The 15,977-nt window shown below is 33.3% G+C and carries 20 protein-coding genes and 1 pseudogene; 9 read left to right on the top strand and 12 right to left on the bottom strand.

Features of this window, described 5'->3' with window-relative positions:
• The first annotated feature begins 18 nt into the window (after positions 1-18).
• A complete protein-coding gene (locus tag QY322_04700) occupies positions 19-957 on the top strand; it encodes a thymidylate synthase (protein ID WKZ25645.1) in 939 nt (312 codons plus the stop codon).
• Between the two features lie 2 nt (positions 958-959).
• Entirely contained in the window at positions 960-1,442 is a 483-nt protein-coding gene (locus QY322_04695; protein ID WKZ25644.1) for a dihydrofolate reductase, read from the top strand.
• A gap of 4 nt (positions 1,443-1,446) precedes the next feature.
• On the opposite strand, the gene QY322_04690 is transcribed toward QY322_04695, so the two are convergent.
• Genes QY322_04690 through QY322_04680 form a run of 3 tightly spaced genes read right to left on the bottom strand, consistent with a single transcriptional unit; the run spans position 1,447 to position 2,509 of the window.
• Complete coding sequence (locus QY322_04690; protein WKZ25643.1) at positions 1,447-1,800, bottom strand: nucleoside triphosphate pyrophosphohydrolase family protein; 354 nt, start codon at positions 1,798-1,800, stop codon at positions 1,447-1,449.
• A gap of 46 nt (positions 1,801-1,846) precedes the next feature.
• Entirely contained in the window at positions 1,847-2,143 is a 297-nt protein-coding gene (locus QY322_04685; GenBank protein WKZ25642.1) for a helix-turn-helix transcriptional regulator, read from the bottom strand.
• 6 nt (positions 2,144-2,149) lie between these two features.
• Positions 2,150-2,509 carry a type II toxin-antitoxin system RelE/ParE family toxin gene (locus tag QY322_04680; GenBank protein WKZ25641.1) on the bottom strand — a complete coding sequence of 120 codons (360 nt, stop codon included), beginning with the start codon at positions 2,507-2,509 and terminating at the stop codon, positions 2,150-2,152.
• A 69-nt stretch (positions 2,510-2,578) separates the two neighbouring features.
• Here QY322_04680 and QY322_04675 point away from each other — a divergent pair.
• Positions 2,579-2,941 (top strand): annotated as a pseudogene (locus QY322_04675) (AAA family ATPase).
• 165 nt (positions 2,942-3,106) lie between these two features.
• Positions 3,107-3,601: a cytidine/deoxycytidylate deaminase family protein gene (locus QY322_04670; GenBank protein ID WKZ26127.1), complete on the top strand. Its 495-nt coding sequence runs from the start codon at positions 3,107-3,109 to the stop codon at positions 3,599-3,601.
• Positions 3,602-3,604: 3 nt separating this feature from the next.
• Here QY322_04670 and QY322_04665 read toward each other — a convergent pair whose 3' ends face one another.
• Positions 3,605-4,183 carry a hypothetical protein gene (locus tag QY322_04665; GenBank protein ID WKZ25640.1) on the bottom strand — a complete coding sequence of 193 codons (579 nt, stop codon included), beginning with the start codon at positions 4,181-4,183 and terminating at the stop codon, positions 3,605-3,607.
• 2 nt (positions 4,184-4,185) lie between these two features.
• Positions 4,186-4,566 carry an NUDIX hydrolase gene (locus QY322_04660; GenBank protein WKZ25639.1) on the bottom strand — a complete coding sequence of 127 codons (381 nt, stop codon included), beginning with the start codon at positions 4,564-4,566 and terminating at the stop codon, positions 4,186-4,188.
• A 96-nt stretch (positions 4,567-4,662) separates the two neighbouring features.
• Between QY322_04660 and QY322_04655 the strand changes: the two genes are divergently transcribed.
• On the top strand, positions 4,663-5,697 hold the full coding sequence (locus tag QY322_04655) for a hypothetical protein (protein WKZ25638.1): 1,035 nt from the start codon (positions 4,663-4,665) through the stop codon (positions 5,695-5,697).
• Here QY322_04655 and QY322_04650 read toward each other — a convergent pair whose 3' ends face one another.
• Genes QY322_04650 through QY322_04625 form a run of 6 tightly spaced genes read right to left on the bottom strand, consistent with a single transcriptional unit; the run spans position 5,698 to position 11,671 of the window.
• Complete coding sequence (locus QY322_04650) at positions 5,698-6,090, bottom strand: PIN domain-containing protein (GenBank protein ID WKZ25637.1); 393 nt, start codon at positions 6,088-6,090, stop codon at positions 5,698-5,700. It abuts the gene before it with no gap.
• Between the two features lie 6 nt (positions 6,091-6,096).
• The gene (locus QY322_04645; protein WKZ25636.1) at positions 6,097-6,342 is read right to left on the bottom strand and encodes an AbrB/MazE/SpoVT family DNA-binding domain-containing protein; all 246 of its coding nucleotides are present in this window, start codon (positions 6,340-6,342) and stop codon (positions 6,097-6,099) included.
• A gap of 41 nt (positions 6,343-6,383) precedes the next feature.
• Entirely contained in the window at positions 6,384-8,345 is a 1,962-nt protein-coding gene (topA, locus tag QY322_04640) for a type I DNA topoisomerase (GenBank protein ID WKZ25635.1), read from the bottom strand.
• Between the two features lie 43 nt (positions 8,346-8,388).
• Entirely contained in the window at positions 8,389-8,973 is a 585-nt protein-coding gene (locus tag QY322_04635; GenBank protein WKZ25634.1) for a DNA-processing protein DprA, read from the bottom strand.
• Complete coding sequence (locus tag QY322_04630; GenBank protein WKZ25633.1) at positions 8,966-10,465, bottom strand: penicillin-binding transpeptidase domain-containing protein; 1,500 nt, start codon at positions 10,463-10,465, stop codon at positions 8,966-8,968. The genes QY322_04635 and QY322_04630 overlap by 8 nt, the downstream gene beginning before the upstream one ends.
• A gap of 42 nt (positions 10,466-10,507) precedes the next feature.
• Positions 10,508-11,671 carry a rod shape-determining protein gene (locus QY322_04625; GenBank protein ID WKZ25632.1) on the bottom strand — a complete coding sequence of 388 codons (1,164 nt, stop codon included), beginning with the start codon at positions 11,669-11,671 and terminating at the stop codon, positions 10,508-10,510.
• Positions 11,672-11,918: 247 nt separating this feature from the next.
• On the opposite strand from QY322_04625, the gene QY322_04620 reads away from it, so the two are divergent.
• From QY322_04620 to fmt, 3 genes are read left to right on the top strand one after another with little or no spacing between them, the layout of a single operon-like run.
• Positions 11,919-13,484 carry an O-antigen ligase family protein gene (locus tag QY322_04620; GenBank protein ID WKZ25631.1) on the top strand — a complete coding sequence of 522 codons (1,566 nt, stop codon included), beginning with the start codon at positions 11,919-11,921 and terminating at the stop codon, positions 13,482-13,484.
• 40 nt (positions 13,485-13,524) lie between these two features.
• Complete coding sequence (def, locus tag QY322_04615) at positions 13,525-14,082, top strand: peptide deformylase (protein ID WKZ25630.1); 558 nt, start codon at positions 13,525-13,527, stop codon at positions 14,080-14,082.
• A 4-nt stretch (positions 14,083-14,086) separates the two neighbouring features.
• Positions 14,087-14,890, top strand: a complete 804-nt coding sequence (gene fmt / locus QY322_04610; GenBank protein WKZ25629.1) for a methionyl-tRNA formyltransferase — start codon at positions 14,087-14,089, stop codon at positions 14,888-14,890.
• A gap of 8 nt (positions 14,891-14,898) precedes the next feature.
• Here fmt and QY322_04605 read toward each other — a convergent pair whose 3' ends face one another.
• Complete coding sequence (locus QY322_04605) at positions 14,899-15,093, bottom strand: hypothetical protein (GenBank protein ID WKZ25628.1); 195 nt, start codon at positions 15,091-15,093, stop codon at positions 14,899-14,901.
• Between the two features lie 78 nt (positions 15,094-15,171).
• Between QY322_04605 and QY322_04600 the strand changes: the two genes are divergently transcribed.
• On the top strand, positions 15,172-15,786 hold the full coding sequence (locus tag QY322_04600) for a site-2 protease family protein (protein WKZ25627.1): 615 nt from the start codon (positions 15,172-15,174) through the stop codon (positions 15,784-15,786).
• Positions 15,787-15,977 lie beyond the last annotated feature (191 nt).

The raw sequence follows: 15,977 nt of genomic DNA, 5'->3' as shown, positions 1-15,977 counted from the left end.
ATTTTATGATGTGTTGCAATGTCAACCGCCAAAAAAAACTTAGCAGATAAAATTTACATAGATCTTCTTAAAGACATTATTAAAAATGGGACAGCAAGTAAGGATAGAACAGGAACTGGAACAAAAAAAGTTTTTGGTAGAATGTTAAAATTTGATCTTTCAAAAGGTTTTCCTCTTCTTACTACTAAAAAGGTTTGGTTTCATGGGGTAAAAGAGGAACTGTTATGGTTTATTCGAGGAGAAAATAATTTGAGATCACTAGTTTTGAAGAATGTAAATATTTGGAACGAGTGGCCATTTCAAAGATACTTAGTATCTAATAAGTTAGATAAAAAATATCCAAAATATACACCTGAATGGCAAAATCAAATGACTATGTTTATTGAGAAAATTAAAACAAACAAAAGCTTTGCTAAAAAACACGGTAACCTAGGACCAGTATACGGATTTCAATGGAGAAAATGGAAAGGAAGAGGAAAAGATACAATAGATCAACTACAAAACGCAATTGACGATATTAGAAATAATTCAGACTCGAGAAGAATAATTGTGACTGCTTGGGACCCATCTGTTTTATCAGATGTGGCACTTCCACCATGTCACTTATATTTTCAATTTCAGGTTGTTGGTAAAAAATTAAATTGTTTCATGGTCCAAAGATCTGTCGATTCTTTTTTAGGACTTCCTTTTAATATCGCTTCCTACGCCCTACTAACTGAGATAGTTGCAAAAATTACAGGTAAAATTGCAGGAGAGTTGACAATGACCCTTGCTGACACACATCTATATTTAAATCATATTAAGCAAGCAAAAGAACAGATAAAAAGAATACCACGTCCCCTACCTACAATTAAATTGAATTCAAAATTAAAAAACATAGACAAAATTGAGTCAGATTGGATTGAAATTATAGACTATAATCCACATGGGTCTATAAAGGCGCCAATATCTGTTTAAAAATGAATATATCAATAATAGTTGCTGTTTCTGAAAATAATGTAATTGGAGCAAAAAACAAACTTCTTTGGAGTATTCCGGATGATTTAAAAAGATTTAAAAAACTAACGACAAGCCATCATATTTTGATGGGTCAAAAAACATTTGAGTCTATAGGTAGGGTTTTACCTAACAGAACTAATGTTATTTTGTCTTTTGAAAAGAACTACAAAGCAGACGGTGCCTTTGTGTTCACTAACATCAATGAAGCATTGGAATTCATTAAAAAAAGAAATGAAGAAGAATTATTTGTCATCGGAGGTGGGATGATTTATAAAGAATTACTACCTCAAGCAAACAAGATTTATTTGACTAAGGTTCATAAAAGTTATGACGGGGATACTTATTTTCCAGAAATTAATGAAGATGAATGGAAAGAAACCTTTAGTGAGCAACACCTAGAAAATAATCCATCTTATGAATATAAAATACTTGAGAGGTTATAGTTTATTATCTATTATCTCCACTTCCATGAATTTTACCTCTTTCTTTCCTTGATGACAGTTTTTCAATATTTCCTTTTACAATATCTGATAATCTCAAATTAAACTCTGTAGACAATTGAGATACATACCATAATACATCACCCAACTCCTTTGTTATTTCAACTTTTTTTTCTTTAGTCAATATACCCTTATCATCTCTAAATAACTTTTTAATTTTTTCTGAAACTTCGCCAACTTCACCCTGAAGTCCAATTAAAGGATAAACAAAACTTTTACCTATCTTTGGGTAAACTGCAGTACTCTTACAAAACTTTTGATACTCATCAAAGTCTTTAAAATTACTAGAAGTTGCTTTCATCTCGTTGTCAATTTAGCAATTAAAAACTTGAAAATCAATAAGGAAGTTATGTGAATCTAATTTCTAAATTTTTTCCAAATGCCTCTGCAATTTTTTGGAGTAAACCAATAGAAGGGCTTACTGTCATATTTTCTATTCTTGAAATTACAGCTTGTGTAGTTTTTGCTTTTTTTGCAAGTTGTCTTTGTGACATTTTTGCATCAATTCTAGCTCTAATTAAAGCTCTTTGTGCTTGATATGCAGGTTCCAATCTATCCCATTCTTTTTTGAATTCAGGATCTTTTAACTGTTCTTCAAGGTATTCTCTAAAATCTGTATTTTTAACTATTTTGGTATTTTTCATATATACCTATGATATCTTATTGGATGTCAGTCTGTCAAGCATTATTTTATATCTTTCATTTGATGTTTTTAGTTCTTTGATTGAAGTTTTTTGGCTCTTCTTAACAAATATATTTAGAACTACAATTCTCCCATTTATGATTGATACTAAAATCAATCTGATATTATCTTTTCCTAAAATCCGATACTCCCATAACTTTGTGCCACTTAGCTTTCTTAAATTTGGTATATCTCTACTTATACCGAACTCTTCCAAAGTTGCTATTGCTTTTAATATCTTTGATCTTTGTTCATTTGATGAATCATCAAGTATTTTCTTTATCAAATCTTTACTATTTGGAGGTGTATATAAGTCAACAATATACATAGTTTAATATTACATCTAGCAAACTATGAAGTCTATTGTGTTTAATATATTTTTTTGGTAAAAGTAAGAATGCAAATTATTGGTATAACTGGTACTTCTGGATCTGGAAAAGGTACTGTTGTTGATTACTTGAAGCAAAATGGTTTTAAGCATTATTCAGTTAGCGACTACTTAAGGGGTGAATTAACAAAAGGTAAAACAGAAATAAACAGAACAAGCTTGCAAGATATTGGCAACTTACTACGTAAAAAATATGGATCAAATTATGTTATTAAAAAGCTATATGCTTTAGCCAAACAACAAAAATCAAACACTGTAATAGAAAGTATTAGAAATCCAGAAGAGGTTAGATTTATAAAGAAAAAGGGTGGAATAATAATTGCAGTTGATTCAGATATCAAAATTCGTTACAAAAGAATCAAAAAGAGAGCATCGGACAAAGATTTTGTAACATTTAAAGTGTTCAAGATTCAAGAACAAAGAGAATTTCAAAATAGCGACAAAAGCGCACAAAACATACTTGAATGCATTAAATTATCTGACTTTAAAATAAAAAACAATACAACTTTTAAAAAATTGTATAAACAAATCGATAAAATAATTGAAACAAAAGAGGAAAAATACATTCGCCCATCTTGGGATGAATACTTTTTAGAAATAATGAGGTCTGTTGCCAAAAGAGCAACTTGCGACAGAGGTCGTGCCTCATCTGTTTTTGTAAAAGATAGACAGATATTAGTTACAGGATATGTTGGTTCTCCTGTTGGTATGCCCCACTGTGATGATGTTGGTCACCAACTCAAAAAAGTTATCCACGAAGATGAAACAGTAACAGAACACTGTGTAAGAACAGTCCATGCAGAACAAAACGCAATCTGCCAAGCTGCAAAAAGAGGTGTTTCACTAGACGGTGCAACTTGTTATGTAAATATGACACCTTGTAGAACTTGTACAATGTTACTCATTAACTCTGGGATTAAAAGAGTTGTTGCAGCTAACAAATATCATGCAGGGGAAGAATCAGAAAAAATGTTTAAAAAAGCTAAAATTAAATTGGAATTTATAAATACTGAAGTGGTTAAATACAGGTAACTTTTATTTACTTCTAGGACCAGTAGACCCTGGCAAATCTAATCTGTAATATTTATATGGATTTTCTGGTTCTGGAATATTAGGATTATAATTTCGCTTATCTACAGGTATCTGATCAAATATGTTAACTTGATGCCAACCATCTAGTGGTAAAACAGGTAGTGGACACAAAATCGGCTCTGATATAACTATGCAATTTATTGGAAGTTTATGTTTTTTTGCTAGAAATATTCTATGTCCCCCATCAACTATAACTGGTCTACCACAATAAGGTGTTTCGTCCCATATCTCAAGTATTGGCGGACAAATAAAATAACCATTTGCTAATCTAAATATCCTATCCAATTTAAAGATATCAACTTCATTTTTTCTTATCTGTTCTATCTTACTTAGGTGGTCACTCAAAACGTATTTTGCTGTAGGCACTATTGTCAAAGGATCCACAAGCTTTATCAACTTGATGCTTGAAAACTGATACGGTTTTTCTCCATCTAAAGGATCACCAACATACACTTTGTTTCTCAAATATAAAACTAAATGATTCCACTCAGCTTCATGTTCAGATAAGTGTTGCTTTTCCATACTTACAACATCGATAAATAAAAGTAATCCTCTAAAATGGATTTATGATCAAAAGCGATATCAACCGTATCCAACTTTTTACCACTAAGATAGACAACACCACTGACCTCGTTGGTATCTATTTTTATTTGCCCTGAAGTATTACCTGTAAAATAAGTTGTCTTCCAACTATCGTTTGATATCATGAAAGAATCTTTTGGATCAAAATCTAGACCTAATTCCTCTTTTATTTCTCTTGTTACTGCTTGTTCATTTGTCTCGCCAACGTCCACCTTTCCTCCAGGTAAGCAATATTTATCTTTTTCAATACCATCTGCCCTTTTCACTAACAAAACTTCATTTTGATCCGTAGCTATAATTGCTCGAACCGCTTCTTTTAACATGTTTGATTTATACCTTCTTAACCTATTAGACAGCTTGACAAGTACCTGACCTATTTTGGACGAAAACTTGACAAACAATGGTATTATCAATTTAATATGCAAAAAAACTATGTAGAATCACTACCTATTGATTACTTTGATAACATATATCAAAAAGTGAAAAATGCTATTAATTACGAAGAAAATACATGCATCTCAGTAATGTATGGACAAAGCAACAAAACAATATATAAATTTTTAATTTTTCGACTACAAAAAGAAAAATATATCAATAACATTATTACTTATAACCAAGAAGTTGACAGCACAGAAATTGTAGAATTTGTTCGCAAAAAATGTGAGAGTGCACATAACAAAAAAATAATATTTATCATCAGATTCTTGGAGAATATAAAAGAAAGGAGAGATGCTTTGGAAAAACTAAGATCAATCCAGGATCAAAATCCTAACAAAATTATGTTTATTACCCTCACTGATCATTCTCCATTAATAGATCCCGAATCTTACTCAGGTTACACAACGTCATTCTTTTTAAACTTTATTTACGTCGCACCTTTTTCCTTTAAGCAAACAAAAGTAATGATTGAGACTTTGAAAAAATATTACAAATGGAAAATACCAGAAAGATGTTACAAAAGTATTTATAACTTATCTGGAGGTATTGCTAGAATAGTTAAATATGTTTGTAAAGAAATTTCTGACGGAAAAAGTAATTTTGACGACTACTCTTATTATATAAATAATATCCAGATCAACTTTGAATTAAATTATTTAAAAGAGTTAATCATAAATACTGATACGAACAAACTGAATATTATTGGACTAACAAACAAATCTGGATTGATTAAGTCAAGATTATTAAGACACTACTTTAATAAATATCGACACAAAGAAGTGTTGATTAACTTTCCATACTTATCGGTGAACGAGTCAAAGATATTAACTTATTTAGTAATCAACAAATCATCGATCAGTGTTGATAAAATATCCAGTTTAATGAAGATGACAGACGACAATTTCTCACTTTGGGCTATATACAAAATTATGTCTAGATTAAAAAATAAGGTTGCTAGCAAGTACACAATTAAAACAATTAAAAACTTCGGATATATTGTTAAATATAATAAATAGTTATTTTTTATATAAATATTTATTGAGATTATTGTCAAAGGTAAACAATTTGGTTTCTAAAAATTTTGATTTCGCGGCCAAAAAACAGTCAACAAATTCAAGATTGCTGTTTCCAAGTATCTTAACAGCCTCCATAAAAAGATGGCTATTTTCTACTTTGAAGTAATCCGCACTTAATAATGATTCTAAAACTATTAATAAAGTTTCTTTTTTATACTCATAGTAACTTTTAAGTGTGAAGTAAGTTTCAAAGACTACGATTTCAGGAATAATTAACTTTATTTTTTTGTCTTTAGCTTTTTTGATTAATTCATAAACCTCAACATTTTGAGAACTAACATCTTTAAGCACAAACCTCAAAATTGTATTTGTGTCAATTATCATCTCAACCATTTTTAGTTAATTTCTATTCTTACGATTTGCTACACTCTTTGAAAAGAGTTTGTGGATTGCAGAATTAGACAGAGGTTTCTTCTTTGTAGATAAACTTCCATACAATTCCAAGAAGTCTACAACGGGCTTTATTAAAAGTCCCCCTTCAGTGGGTATGATATTAGCTTTATTCGTAGTTTTTAGATTAAACAACCTACGAAGTGAGGTTGGAATACTTATCTGACCTTGAGATGTAATGGAAACTGTGTACATACATTAATAATAGCAGTCTACATTACTTTTGTCAAGTTACATTACTCTTCTTCCTTCTTTGGAAGTTTCCAAGTGGCGTATTTACAATTTGGGTAGTTACTACAACCAAAGAACTTCCCTCTTTTTGATCTTTTAACAATTAATTCACCATCTTTGCATTCTTCACATTTAAAACCAGTTTTTTCAACATACTTTTCTATATGTTTACAATCTGGAAATTTATCACAACTTATAAACTTACCAAATCTTCCAACTCTAATGACCAATTCCCCTTCTTTACAATCCGGACACTTCCTACCAATTTTTTCAGTTTCTATTTTTACTCTTTCTGCAAGTTTTTCTACACTTTCTAACTTTTTTGAAAAGGGTTTCCAAAATTTTGCCATCTCAACCTCCCACTTAATCTTCCCCTCTGCAATTCTATCCAAGTCTTCTTCCATCTCTGCAGTAAAACTATATTCAAGCTCGTCAGGAAAATTTTTAACTAAAAACTCAGTTACAGCAAAGCCGATTGATGTGGGTATGAACTTACCCTCTGTCTTCTCTACATAACTTCTAATTTGAATTGTAGAAATAATTGGAGCATATGTTGAAGGTCTACCAATACCTAATTTTTCCAAAGTCTTAATTAAGGACGCCTCGTTATACCTTGCAGGTGGAAGTGTAAACTTTTGGTCACCCCAAACTTTTTCTTTCATCAACTCTTCGTCCTTTTTAACTTCTGGCAAAATTATTACTTCTCGGTCTATGTATGAATGACCTCCGATCACAAACAACTTTCTCCAACCGTCAAACTTCATAATCTGACCACTTGCACGAAGTAGATAAGCAGTTTCTTCATCAGCTCTTTGTGCTGCAACGTCGATCGTAGTCTCGTTGTAAACGGCTTGGCTCATTTGACAAGCGATGAACCTTCTTCTAATTAAATCATATAGTTTATCCTCGCCATATTGACTACCCGTCACGGTTTGAGAATTTATATCAGTCGGCCTGATTGCTTCGTGAGCTTCCTGTGCAGATTTACTATTTGTCTTGTACACCAAGGGTGTATTGGGCAAGTAGTCTTTTCCATATTCTTTTTCAATAAATTTACGTGCATTATTAACTGCATCAACTGATAAATTCAAGGAATCAGTACGGTGATAAGTAATTAGACCTTCCTCATATAACTTCTGAGCTGCAGACATCGTTTTTTTTGCTGTCCACCCAAACATTCTAGCTGCAGTTTGAGTCATAGTAGAAGTTGTAAACGGAGGGTAAGCATTTTTTTTGACTTCCCTTTTCTTGATATCTAAAACTTTATAATCTGCTTTTTCTAAATCTTTTAAAATTTTATCTGCCTGTTCCTTGTTTGTGATTTGCTGTTTGATGAGCTGTGCTGTGAATTTTGCATTATGATTTTTGCATTTTAAGTCTGCGTATATTTCCCAATATTCTTCTGGTTTAAATGCCTTTATTTCATTTTCTCTCTCTACTATTAGGCGAACAGCAACAGACTGAACACGACCAGCAGATAACCCTCTTCTAACCTTCTTCCAAAGAAGTGGGGAAAGTTTATAACCCACAAGCCTATCCAAAACTCTTCTGGCAATCTGGGCATCCACAAGATTTTGATTAACTACTGTTGGATGACTAATTGCTTCTTCTACTGCTTTTTGTGTAATTTCGTGGAAGGAAATTCTACTTAACTTTGTAGTTTTCTTCTTTGCCTTTTCAACAACCTCTTGAACATGACCTGCAATTGCCTCCCCCTCACGATCTGGATCAGTTGCTATATATATTGCGGTTGCTAATTTTGCCTTTTTCTTTAAGTCTGAAATCGTTAATTTCTTTTTGTCTATTGGTTGGTAATCTGGCTTAAAGTCATTTTCAAGGTCAATCGATAACTTACTTTTTGGTAAATCAAAAATATGACCCTTTGTTGAATCAACTGTATAATCACTTCCTAAAAATTTAGTTAAAGTTTTAGCTTTTGTTGGTGACTCTACTATAATGAATTTCATAGGTATTTTATATATTATTATTCCATCTTCGATGTGAATTTGTTCATTGGTTATTTAAATAATCTACTATCTCTTTAGGACTTTGTACACTGGTAGCTCCATTTTCAATCAAATAGTCAGTTGCTTCACTACCTTTAATTGCAAACACCTCTACTCCATCATTTGCTGCATGGTTGGCGGTGGAGATTGTACCAGACCTTCTTTTTCCTTCAATAACCAAAACTGCCTGGGACAATTTAACAATTAGTTGATTTCTTGCTAAAAAATTTTGGGGTAATGGTTTTGTACCATAATCAAAACCAGAAACAATTGCGCCACTTTTTGACACCTGTGTTGCTAACTTTTTATTTTCAGTTGGATAAATAATATCAAGCCCTGAACCTATTACTGCAATTGTCCTTCCTCCGTTATTTAAAGCCGTTTCGTGAGCTACTGTATCAATACCTCTTGCAAGTCCTGAAACAATTGTGATTTTCTCTTTAACTAATTCTTTTACAAATTGCTCTGTTAACTTCCTTCCCCTTTCAGTTATATCTCTGGACCCCACAACGGCAACCGCCCTTGTATCTTTTCTTAACAACTTTCCTAAAACGTATAACTCTTGACCAAAATGTAATTGTTTATTCATATTTGATATAACCTTCAAAATACTTATCCATCACTTTTCGTGCAATCGGTCCCGCAACTTTACTTCCTTCACCAGACTTTTCAACCATAACTGTTAACTGTATTTCAGGATTTTCAACTGGTGCAAAAACAGTAAACCAAGCGTGATTTTTCCCATCCTCATTTGTTTCAGCAGTACCTGTTTTACAAGCAACATCTAAACCATAATGCTTTTCACTAAAGTCAAAAAAAGTAAAGGCCGTTCCGCCAGTTTGACAGGTCATTTCCATACCCTCCTGAACATAGCTTAAATTATCAGGTTTAATTTTTAAAACAGTGCAGTTTGTGTCACCTACAATTTTTAAATCACATAGTTTACCCATATTTGAAACTACCAAATTAGCTCTATGTATACCCACAGTAGTTAGTGCCAAATCTCCTTGACCAATTGAAAAGTGGTAGGTGTTACCCAGAAACCATCTCTCCCCTTTAATTCTTTGTTTCCACTCAGGATAAGGAACTAAAGAATAGACTTCACCTCTAAGGTCAATATCCGTAAGTTTAGATAATCCAAATCTTTTCATCCATTCAACAAGGCTATCAATTCCCACATATTCACCAATTTTGTAAAAAAAAGTATCAGTTGATCTGGCCATTGCCCTTGTTAAGTCAATCTCACCCTCTTGGCCACCGTACTGAGTCAAATACCAATTGGTGTATGAATAGTTGCCATACGGGCTTTCAACTGTCACCACACCTGTATCAATATATCTAAAGTTTCTGTCAATTTTTCCCTCTTCCAAAGCTGCAATTGATACAAGGGGTTTAAAAATTGATCCGGGATGATATATACCACCAATTGCCCTATTAAACAAAGGCAGCTCGGGATCATCTAAACTTTTTACAATATCACTAGGATCAAATGTGGGAGATGAAAAAAGAGCCAACACTTCACCGTTTTTGTCTGTTGCAACAGCAGAACCAGTAAGACCCTCAAAATTATTTGCTAGCTCAACCTGCAAATCATAGTTAATGTTAGTCTTTAAATCTTGCCCAGTGATTGGATATTTTGTACCTATCGTTCGTAGTTTATTACCAAGACTATCAACTTCTATAAGTTCTTCACCATCCACACCAGATAAATGACAGTTATAATATTCTTGTAAACCACTTCTACCTATAATTTGGCCTAACTTCATTGGACCTTTTTCAATACACCTGGGGTCAACTATTCCAACCTCTTGTTCATTGGTCTCTGCAGTATAGCCTGTAATGTGGGCAAAATTGGGTCCACTTAATACTTCTCCACCACGTGCCAAAATTCTACCCCTCGAAGCGACGATTCTAACCCTTTCAATCCTATTTCCTTCTGCAAGTTTTCTATAATAACCCCCCTTTATCAACTGTAAGTCTACCAACCTTGCAATTAGAATAAACAACCCCAAAATTAAAACGCCTCTCAAAAACCAAGAGAGCCAAGATTGTTGTTGTTTTGATGAAGCCAAAGTCTGCATATATAAAGTAGATTATCACAAATATTGAAGGTTAACGAGTTATTACTTCATACCTTTTGTAACTCTGATTCTACTTAACATTAGAGGGTTTTCTAATAGTTTTCCACAACCCCTTACAACACAAGTTAATGGATCATCAGCTATAAAAACTGGCATTTTAGTTGCATCTGCAATTGCTTTATCCATCCCATGAATTAGTGAACCTCCCCCTGCTAAATATATTCCTTTTTCCATAATGTCAGATACTAATTCTGGTGGAGTTTCTTCCAGTGTGTCAGATATTCCAGTAATTATCACGTGGATTATTGGTCCCAAGGCTTCTCTAATTTCTCCATCTGTTAATTTAACTGACCTAGGTAAACCAGTTTCTAAATCTCTTCCTCTAACTATTTGAGATCTAGGTTTGTCAAAATTTACTGCAGAACCAATAGATATTTTAACTGTTTCAGCTGATGGTTGACCCAAAAGTACTGAATACTTTAGTTTAACGTAATTAATAATTGCTTCATCCATTTCATCTCCAGCAACCCTTAATGACCTTCCAATTACTATTCCACCCATGGAAATAATTGCAATTTCAGAAGTTCCACCGCCAATATCAACAATGAATGTTCCCTCAGGCGACTCAACATCAAGACCTGCTCCAATCGCTGCAGCCATTGGCTCTTCAATCAAATCCGCCCTTCTGGCACCTGCGTCTATTGCAGCATCAGCAACAGCCCTACGTTCTACTTCAGTTACTCCAGAAGGTATGCCAATAACTACATGGGGTCTTGGAATTTTTGGCATATTTCCACCTGTTTCATGAACTTTTTTTATATAATATGTGAGGATAGAAGACGCTGCATCAAAGTCAGCAATCACACCATCCCTTAAAGGTCTAATTACTTCGATTGTTGATGGGGCACGACCCATCATCTTCTTTGCAGGTGAACCGATAGCTATAACCTCTTTGGTCTTTTTGTGCCTCGCAACAGCTGAGGGCTCACGAGTAGCAACCCCCTTACCTTTAATATAGACTAAGGTGTTAGCAGTACCTAGATCAATACCTAGGTCATTTGAAAAAAAACCTAAGATCATATTAATAGGATTTGGTATACTTTTTAATGAAAACATGATTGCCTTACTTTTTAACACATTATTTTTTTTAATTCCACTTATTTTTTTCAAAAACACGTCTGAGCTTTTTGAGTTTAATAAAGTCATAGTTTTATATGTCTTTACTATTTTAACAATATCCGTTTGGGCAATAAACAGCATATCACAAAAAAGTATCACTTTCCGTCGCACAATACTGGATTGGCCAATTGTTATTTATCTGTTCATTCAATTGGCCAGCACACTACTATCTATTGACCCAAGAACTTCGTGGTTAGGATATTATTCCAGGTTTAATGGCGGTCTTCTGACCCAAATCTGCCTTAGTCTTCTCTATTGGGCGTTTGTCTCAAATATGACAGTAAAACAATCACTTAGTGCTTTATACTATCTACTAATTTCAACGGCTATCACTTCTACCTTAGCCGTGTTAGAACATTTCAAAATATTTGCAACGTGCGGACTAATGGGTTTGGGATACTTTGAATCTTGCTGGGTCCAGGATGTTCAATCTAGGGTTTTTTCAACACTTGGTCAACCAAATTGGCTTGCAGCATTAGTGGTAATACTACTACCCATTTCTTGGCTTTATAGTTTTAAAAACAAGTGGTACATCCTACTTTCAGTATTATTTTTTGTTACCCTTCTGTTTACTAAATCTCGTTCAGGATTACTTGCTTTTGGAATTGAATTTGTAATTTTCTTTACTCTTATGTTTTGGAAAGAAAAATCAAAAATTGTAAAGGAGTTTTTAATTTTACTATTTACTTTTATTGTTATTTATTTTGCTATTAACCCACCACACATCACAAATAACCCACTTGAAACCACCTCAGTTGGTCCCGCTCTTGAAGTGGGAGGGACAGAATCTGGAACAATACGTAAATATGTTTGGACTGGAGCAATTAATATATTTAAAAACTATCCCTTACTTGGATCCGGCCCAGAGACCTTTGCTTATACGTTTCCAAAACATAAACCAATCGAACACAACTTGACGTCTGAGTGGGACTTTATTTACAACAAAGCACATAATGAATACTTAAATTACTTGGCAAATACTGGTATTTTAGGTTTAATTTCATACCTTGTCTTAATTATTGTTTCAACTGTTGTTATTTATAAGTCAAAAAATATTGCGCTTTTGGCTGGATACTTTTCAATTCTAGTTACTAACTTTTTTGGTTTTTCAGTTGTTGCAGTTTCACTCCTCTTCTTTATTTTTCCTGCAATGGCAATTGTAACTTCCTCGCCTGAAGCGGTACAAAGAAAAAAACAAAAACTAAATACAAGCCAAATGATATTAACAGCTTTTGTAGTTATTGCTATAACTTTCTCTTTATATTTTATCTTAGGTTATTGGCGATCAGACGTTCACTATAATAGTGCAAGAAACTATAATCGCGAAAAAAATAGAGAGCTTGCATTAGTAGAAATCACAAAGGCCTTAAAATACACACCCAACGAGCCACTTTATATGGCTGAAAAAGCTCTAGCAAACTTAAGTATTAACGATGCAGTGGTTGCCCTTGATGCAAATCCATACAACCAGAATGTCAGAAATATTTTGATAAGCAACTTAAACTTGCTCGCAAGCCAGAATAAAGAGTATTTACTAGTAGCAGAAGAAATAGCTCTAACAGGTAGCCAAATAGCTCCAACAAATCCAAAGTCTTTCTACCAACTTGGTATTTTGAATCTTAAGAATGGCAAATTGGATGAGGGGTTAGAAAATTTAGAAAGAGCAGTTATATTAAAACCTAACTACAAAGAAGGTAGGTTTGCATTAGGACTTACATACATTGATATTCAAGATTATGAAAATGCAAAAGAACACTTGGAATACATACTTAATAATATTGATCCAAATGACGAATTGATCAAAAAATATTTAGACCAATCTATATCAGCCTCAAAATGATATGAGATTATAACATTAAGATGTTATAATCATAGATATTATGGTTCAAAAGATAGTCCAGTCGGGTAACCCAACTTTAAGAAGGTTGAGTAAACCTGTTGAAAAAATTGACAAAAAGGTGCAAAAATTAATTCAAGATTTAAAAGATACACTTTCTGTTCAAAAAGACCCAGAGGGTGTTGGGTTGGCTGCCCCTCAGATTGGCGTAAACTTAAGAGTTTTTGCTGTTAGTTTTAAAAACTTAAAAAGGATTGTTATTAATCCTGAAATAATAAGCAGAGCTTGGCCCTCTGGGCTTGAAATCAAAAAAGTCAAATTACCTATCAAAGAAAAACAAAAGAAAAATGAAATTTTGGAAGGCTGTTTGTCACTTCCCCACTATTATGGCCCACTAAAAAGAGATGGTTATGTTAAGTTAAAGTATCTTGATGAGAATGGAGAAGAAATAATTGAAGAATTTAAGGATTTTAACGCACAAATAATTTTGCATGAAATCGACCACCTAAATGGATTTCTTTTTATAGACAGGTTATTAGAGCAAAAGAAAAAACTATACAAGTTAGATGAAAGTGACGAATGGGAAGAAGTGGAAATTTAATTATATGAAAGTAATTTTTTTTGGAACCCCAGATTATGTAATCCCAGTTTTGGAGAAATTACACAAATACTACGAGATTACAGCTGTTGTTACCCAGCCACCTAAACCTTTTGGAAGGGAGAAAAAACTTGAATTTTCAGCGGTAGATGGTTGGGCACACAAAAGAAAAATAGAAAAACACTTTGATTTTGATAATTTACCAAAAGCAGATATGGGTGTTTGTGCCTCTTTTGGTATGATCATACCAAAAAATGTAATCAATAACTTCAAGTATGGAATTTTGAATATTCATCCATCCTTATTACCTAAATATCGTGGAGCATCTCCAATCCAAACAACTATTGCAAATGGTGACACTATAACAGGTGTCACTATAATTAAAATGGATGAACAGATGGATCACGGAAAGATAGTTACTCAATTTAAAGAAGAAGTAAATTTAGATGATACTTTTCAAAGTTTAAGAGAAAGGTTGTTCGAGAAGTCTGCAGATGTACTTCTAAACTTAATTGAGCCATATATTCAAGGCAAAGTTAATCTAAAAGAACAAGCTCATGAAAAAGCAACTTTTACTAAATTAGTTAGTAAAGCAGATGGTTTTGTTAACTTAACAGACAGCCCAGAGTTAATTGACAGAAAATTAAGAGCCTACTCTCCATGGCCTGGAATTTGGACAACCATATCTATTAATGGTGTAGAAAAGAGACTAAAGATATTAGAATTTAAAGATGAACCAGTGATTGTACAATTAGAAGGCAAAAATCCTGTTGATTGGAAAACTTTTAAAAATTCCTACAAATTCAGCTAATTAGTTTTTCAAACCTTTGTACGGAGTTTTTTAATACATGAAGTACAAAGTTTCATCCCATACCACTTTTGAATGTTTGGAGTAAAAGTCCTTTTTGTTTCTTGAGCTCTTTTCTTCCATCTTTTTCCAGCAATACCACGTCCATGGGTTTGACTTGACCCAAATACTGTTTTCTTTGAACAACTTTCACAAATAAATGACATAGCGTTAATGATGCATTATACTAGTAAAAGTTAAATTCATCAATGACCGCATCAGGTGGACAATATTATTGATAACATATGATTATAATTTGGATTCTTGCATTCGTTGTCGCTATTACAATTCATGAGGCTTCTCATGCCTGGATGGCAGATAGACTTGGGGACCCAACAGCAAGACTAATGGGGAGACTTTCATTAAATCCAATAGTCCACTACGACCCAATTGGAACAACACTGTTATTGGTATTAGTCATAATGAGGTATATGGGTTTACCTGTTATTCCTTTTGGCTGGGCAAAGCCAGTCGAGTTTGATCCATATAACTTAAAAAACCCAAGGCGTGATTCTGCCCTAATTTCTTTTGCAGGACCAGCGTCAAATTTAATTCTTGCCCTAATAATTTCCTTGATCGCCTATTTTAGCCCATCCTTTAGTATATTTGCGGTTCCTTTCATAATTTTAAATGTAGCCCTTGCTATTTTTAACCTAATCCCAATTCACCCACTAGATGGAGGAAAAATACTAGTTGGGTTACTACCTCGCAGGTACGCCTACGAAGTAGACAGTTTTTTACACAGATTTGGTATGATTATTTTGCTTTTTTTAATACTTCCAACCTTTGGAGGATCCTCTTTTATAGGTAATATTATTTCCCCTGTTCTTAATTTATTTTTGGCCCTTCTCATACCCTAACCTAAACATACCAGGTGTTTGATATGTCTGCTATACTATATATGGTCCTGTTTGTTTAGAGTCGAGGTCAGATTTTCCTGACTAAATCTATGAATTGGGAGGATGCGTTTGGTAGTCACTTGTGATTATTGACAGTCTACCCACCTGAGCAATTCAGGAAATTCACTGAGGCACTTTTCAGATGGGACCAT

The sequence above is a fragment of the bacterium genome (assembly GCA_030583725.1).
GTDB lineage: Bacteria > Patescibacteriota > Microgenomatia > UBA8517 > UBA8517 > JAUYMM01.
This window is presented reverse-complemented; position numbering and strand designations above follow the sequence as displayed.

Excerpts from the sequence above, each read along its gene's own strand:
- def (WKZ25630.1), top strand. The coding sequence starts at position 13,525 with ATGGTTCAAAAGATAGTCCAGTCGGGTAACCCAACTTTAAGAAGGTTG.
- QY322_04625 (WKZ25632.1), bottom strand. The coding sequence starts at position 11,671 with ATGACTTTATTAAACTCAAAAAGCTCAGACGTGTTTTTGAAAAAAATA.
- QY322_04605 (WKZ25628.1), bottom strand. The coding sequence starts at position 15,093 with ATGTCATTTATTTGTGAAAGTTGTTCAAAGAAAACAGTATTTGGGTCA.
- QY322_04700 (WKZ25645.1), top strand. The coding sequence starts at position 19 with ATGTCAACCGCCAAAAAAAACTTAGCAGATAAAATTTACATAGATCTT.
- QY322_04630 (WKZ25633.1), bottom strand. The coding sequence starts at position 10,465 with ATGCAGACTTTGGCTTCATCAAAACAACAACAATCTTGGCTCTCTTGG.
- fmt (WKZ25629.1), top strand. The coding sequence starts at position 14,087 with ATGAAAGTAATTTTTTTTGGAACCCCAGATTATGTAATCCCAGTTTTG.
- QY322_04665 (WKZ25640.1), bottom strand. The coding sequence starts at position 4,183 with ATGGAAAAGCAACACTTATCTGAACATGAAGCTGAGTGGAATCATTTA.
- QY322_04645 (WKZ25636.1), bottom strand. The coding sequence starts at position 6,342 with ATGTACACAGTTTCCATTACATCTCAAGGTCAGATAAGTATTCCAACC.
- QY322_04685 (WKZ25642.1), bottom strand. The coding sequence starts at position 2,143 with ATGAAAAATACCAAAATAGTTAAAAATACAGATTTTAGAGAATACCTT.
- QY322_04660 (WKZ25639.1), bottom strand. The coding sequence starts at position 4,566 with ATGTTAAAAGAAGCGGTTCGAGCAATTATAGCTACGGATCAAAATGAA.
- QY322_04690 (WKZ25643.1), bottom strand. The coding sequence starts at position 1,800 with ATGAAAGCAACTTCTAGTAATTTTAAAGACTTTGATGAGTATCAAAAG.
- QY322_04655 (WKZ25638.1), top strand. The coding sequence starts at position 4,663 with ATGCAAAAAAACTATGTAGAATCACTACCTATTGATTACTTTGATAAC.
- QY322_04680 (WKZ25641.1), bottom strand. The coding sequence starts at position 2,509 with ATGTATATTGTTGACTTATATACACCTCCAAATAGTAAAGATTTGATA.
- QY322_04635 (WKZ25634.1), bottom strand. The coding sequence starts at position 8,973 with ATGAATAAACAATTACATTTTGGTCAAGAGTTATACGTTTTAGGAAAG.
- QY322_04620 (WKZ25631.1), top strand. The coding sequence starts at position 11,919 with ATGACAGTAAAACAATCACTTAGTGCTTTATACTATCTACTAATTTCA.
- QY322_04600 (WKZ25627.1), top strand. The coding sequence starts at position 15,172 with ATGATTATAATTTGGATTCTTGCATTCGTTGTCGCTATTACAATTCAT.
- QY322_04650 (WKZ25637.1), bottom strand. The coding sequence starts at position 6,090 with ATGGTTGAGATGATAATTGACACAAATACAATTTTGAGGTTTGTGCTT.
- QY322_04695 (WKZ25644.1), top strand. The coding sequence starts at position 960 with ATGAATATATCAATAATAGTTGCTGTTTCTGAAAATAATGTAATTGGA.
- topA (WKZ25635.1), bottom strand. The coding sequence starts at position 8,345 with ATGAAATTCATTATAGTAGAGTCACCAACAAAAGCTAAAACTTTAACT.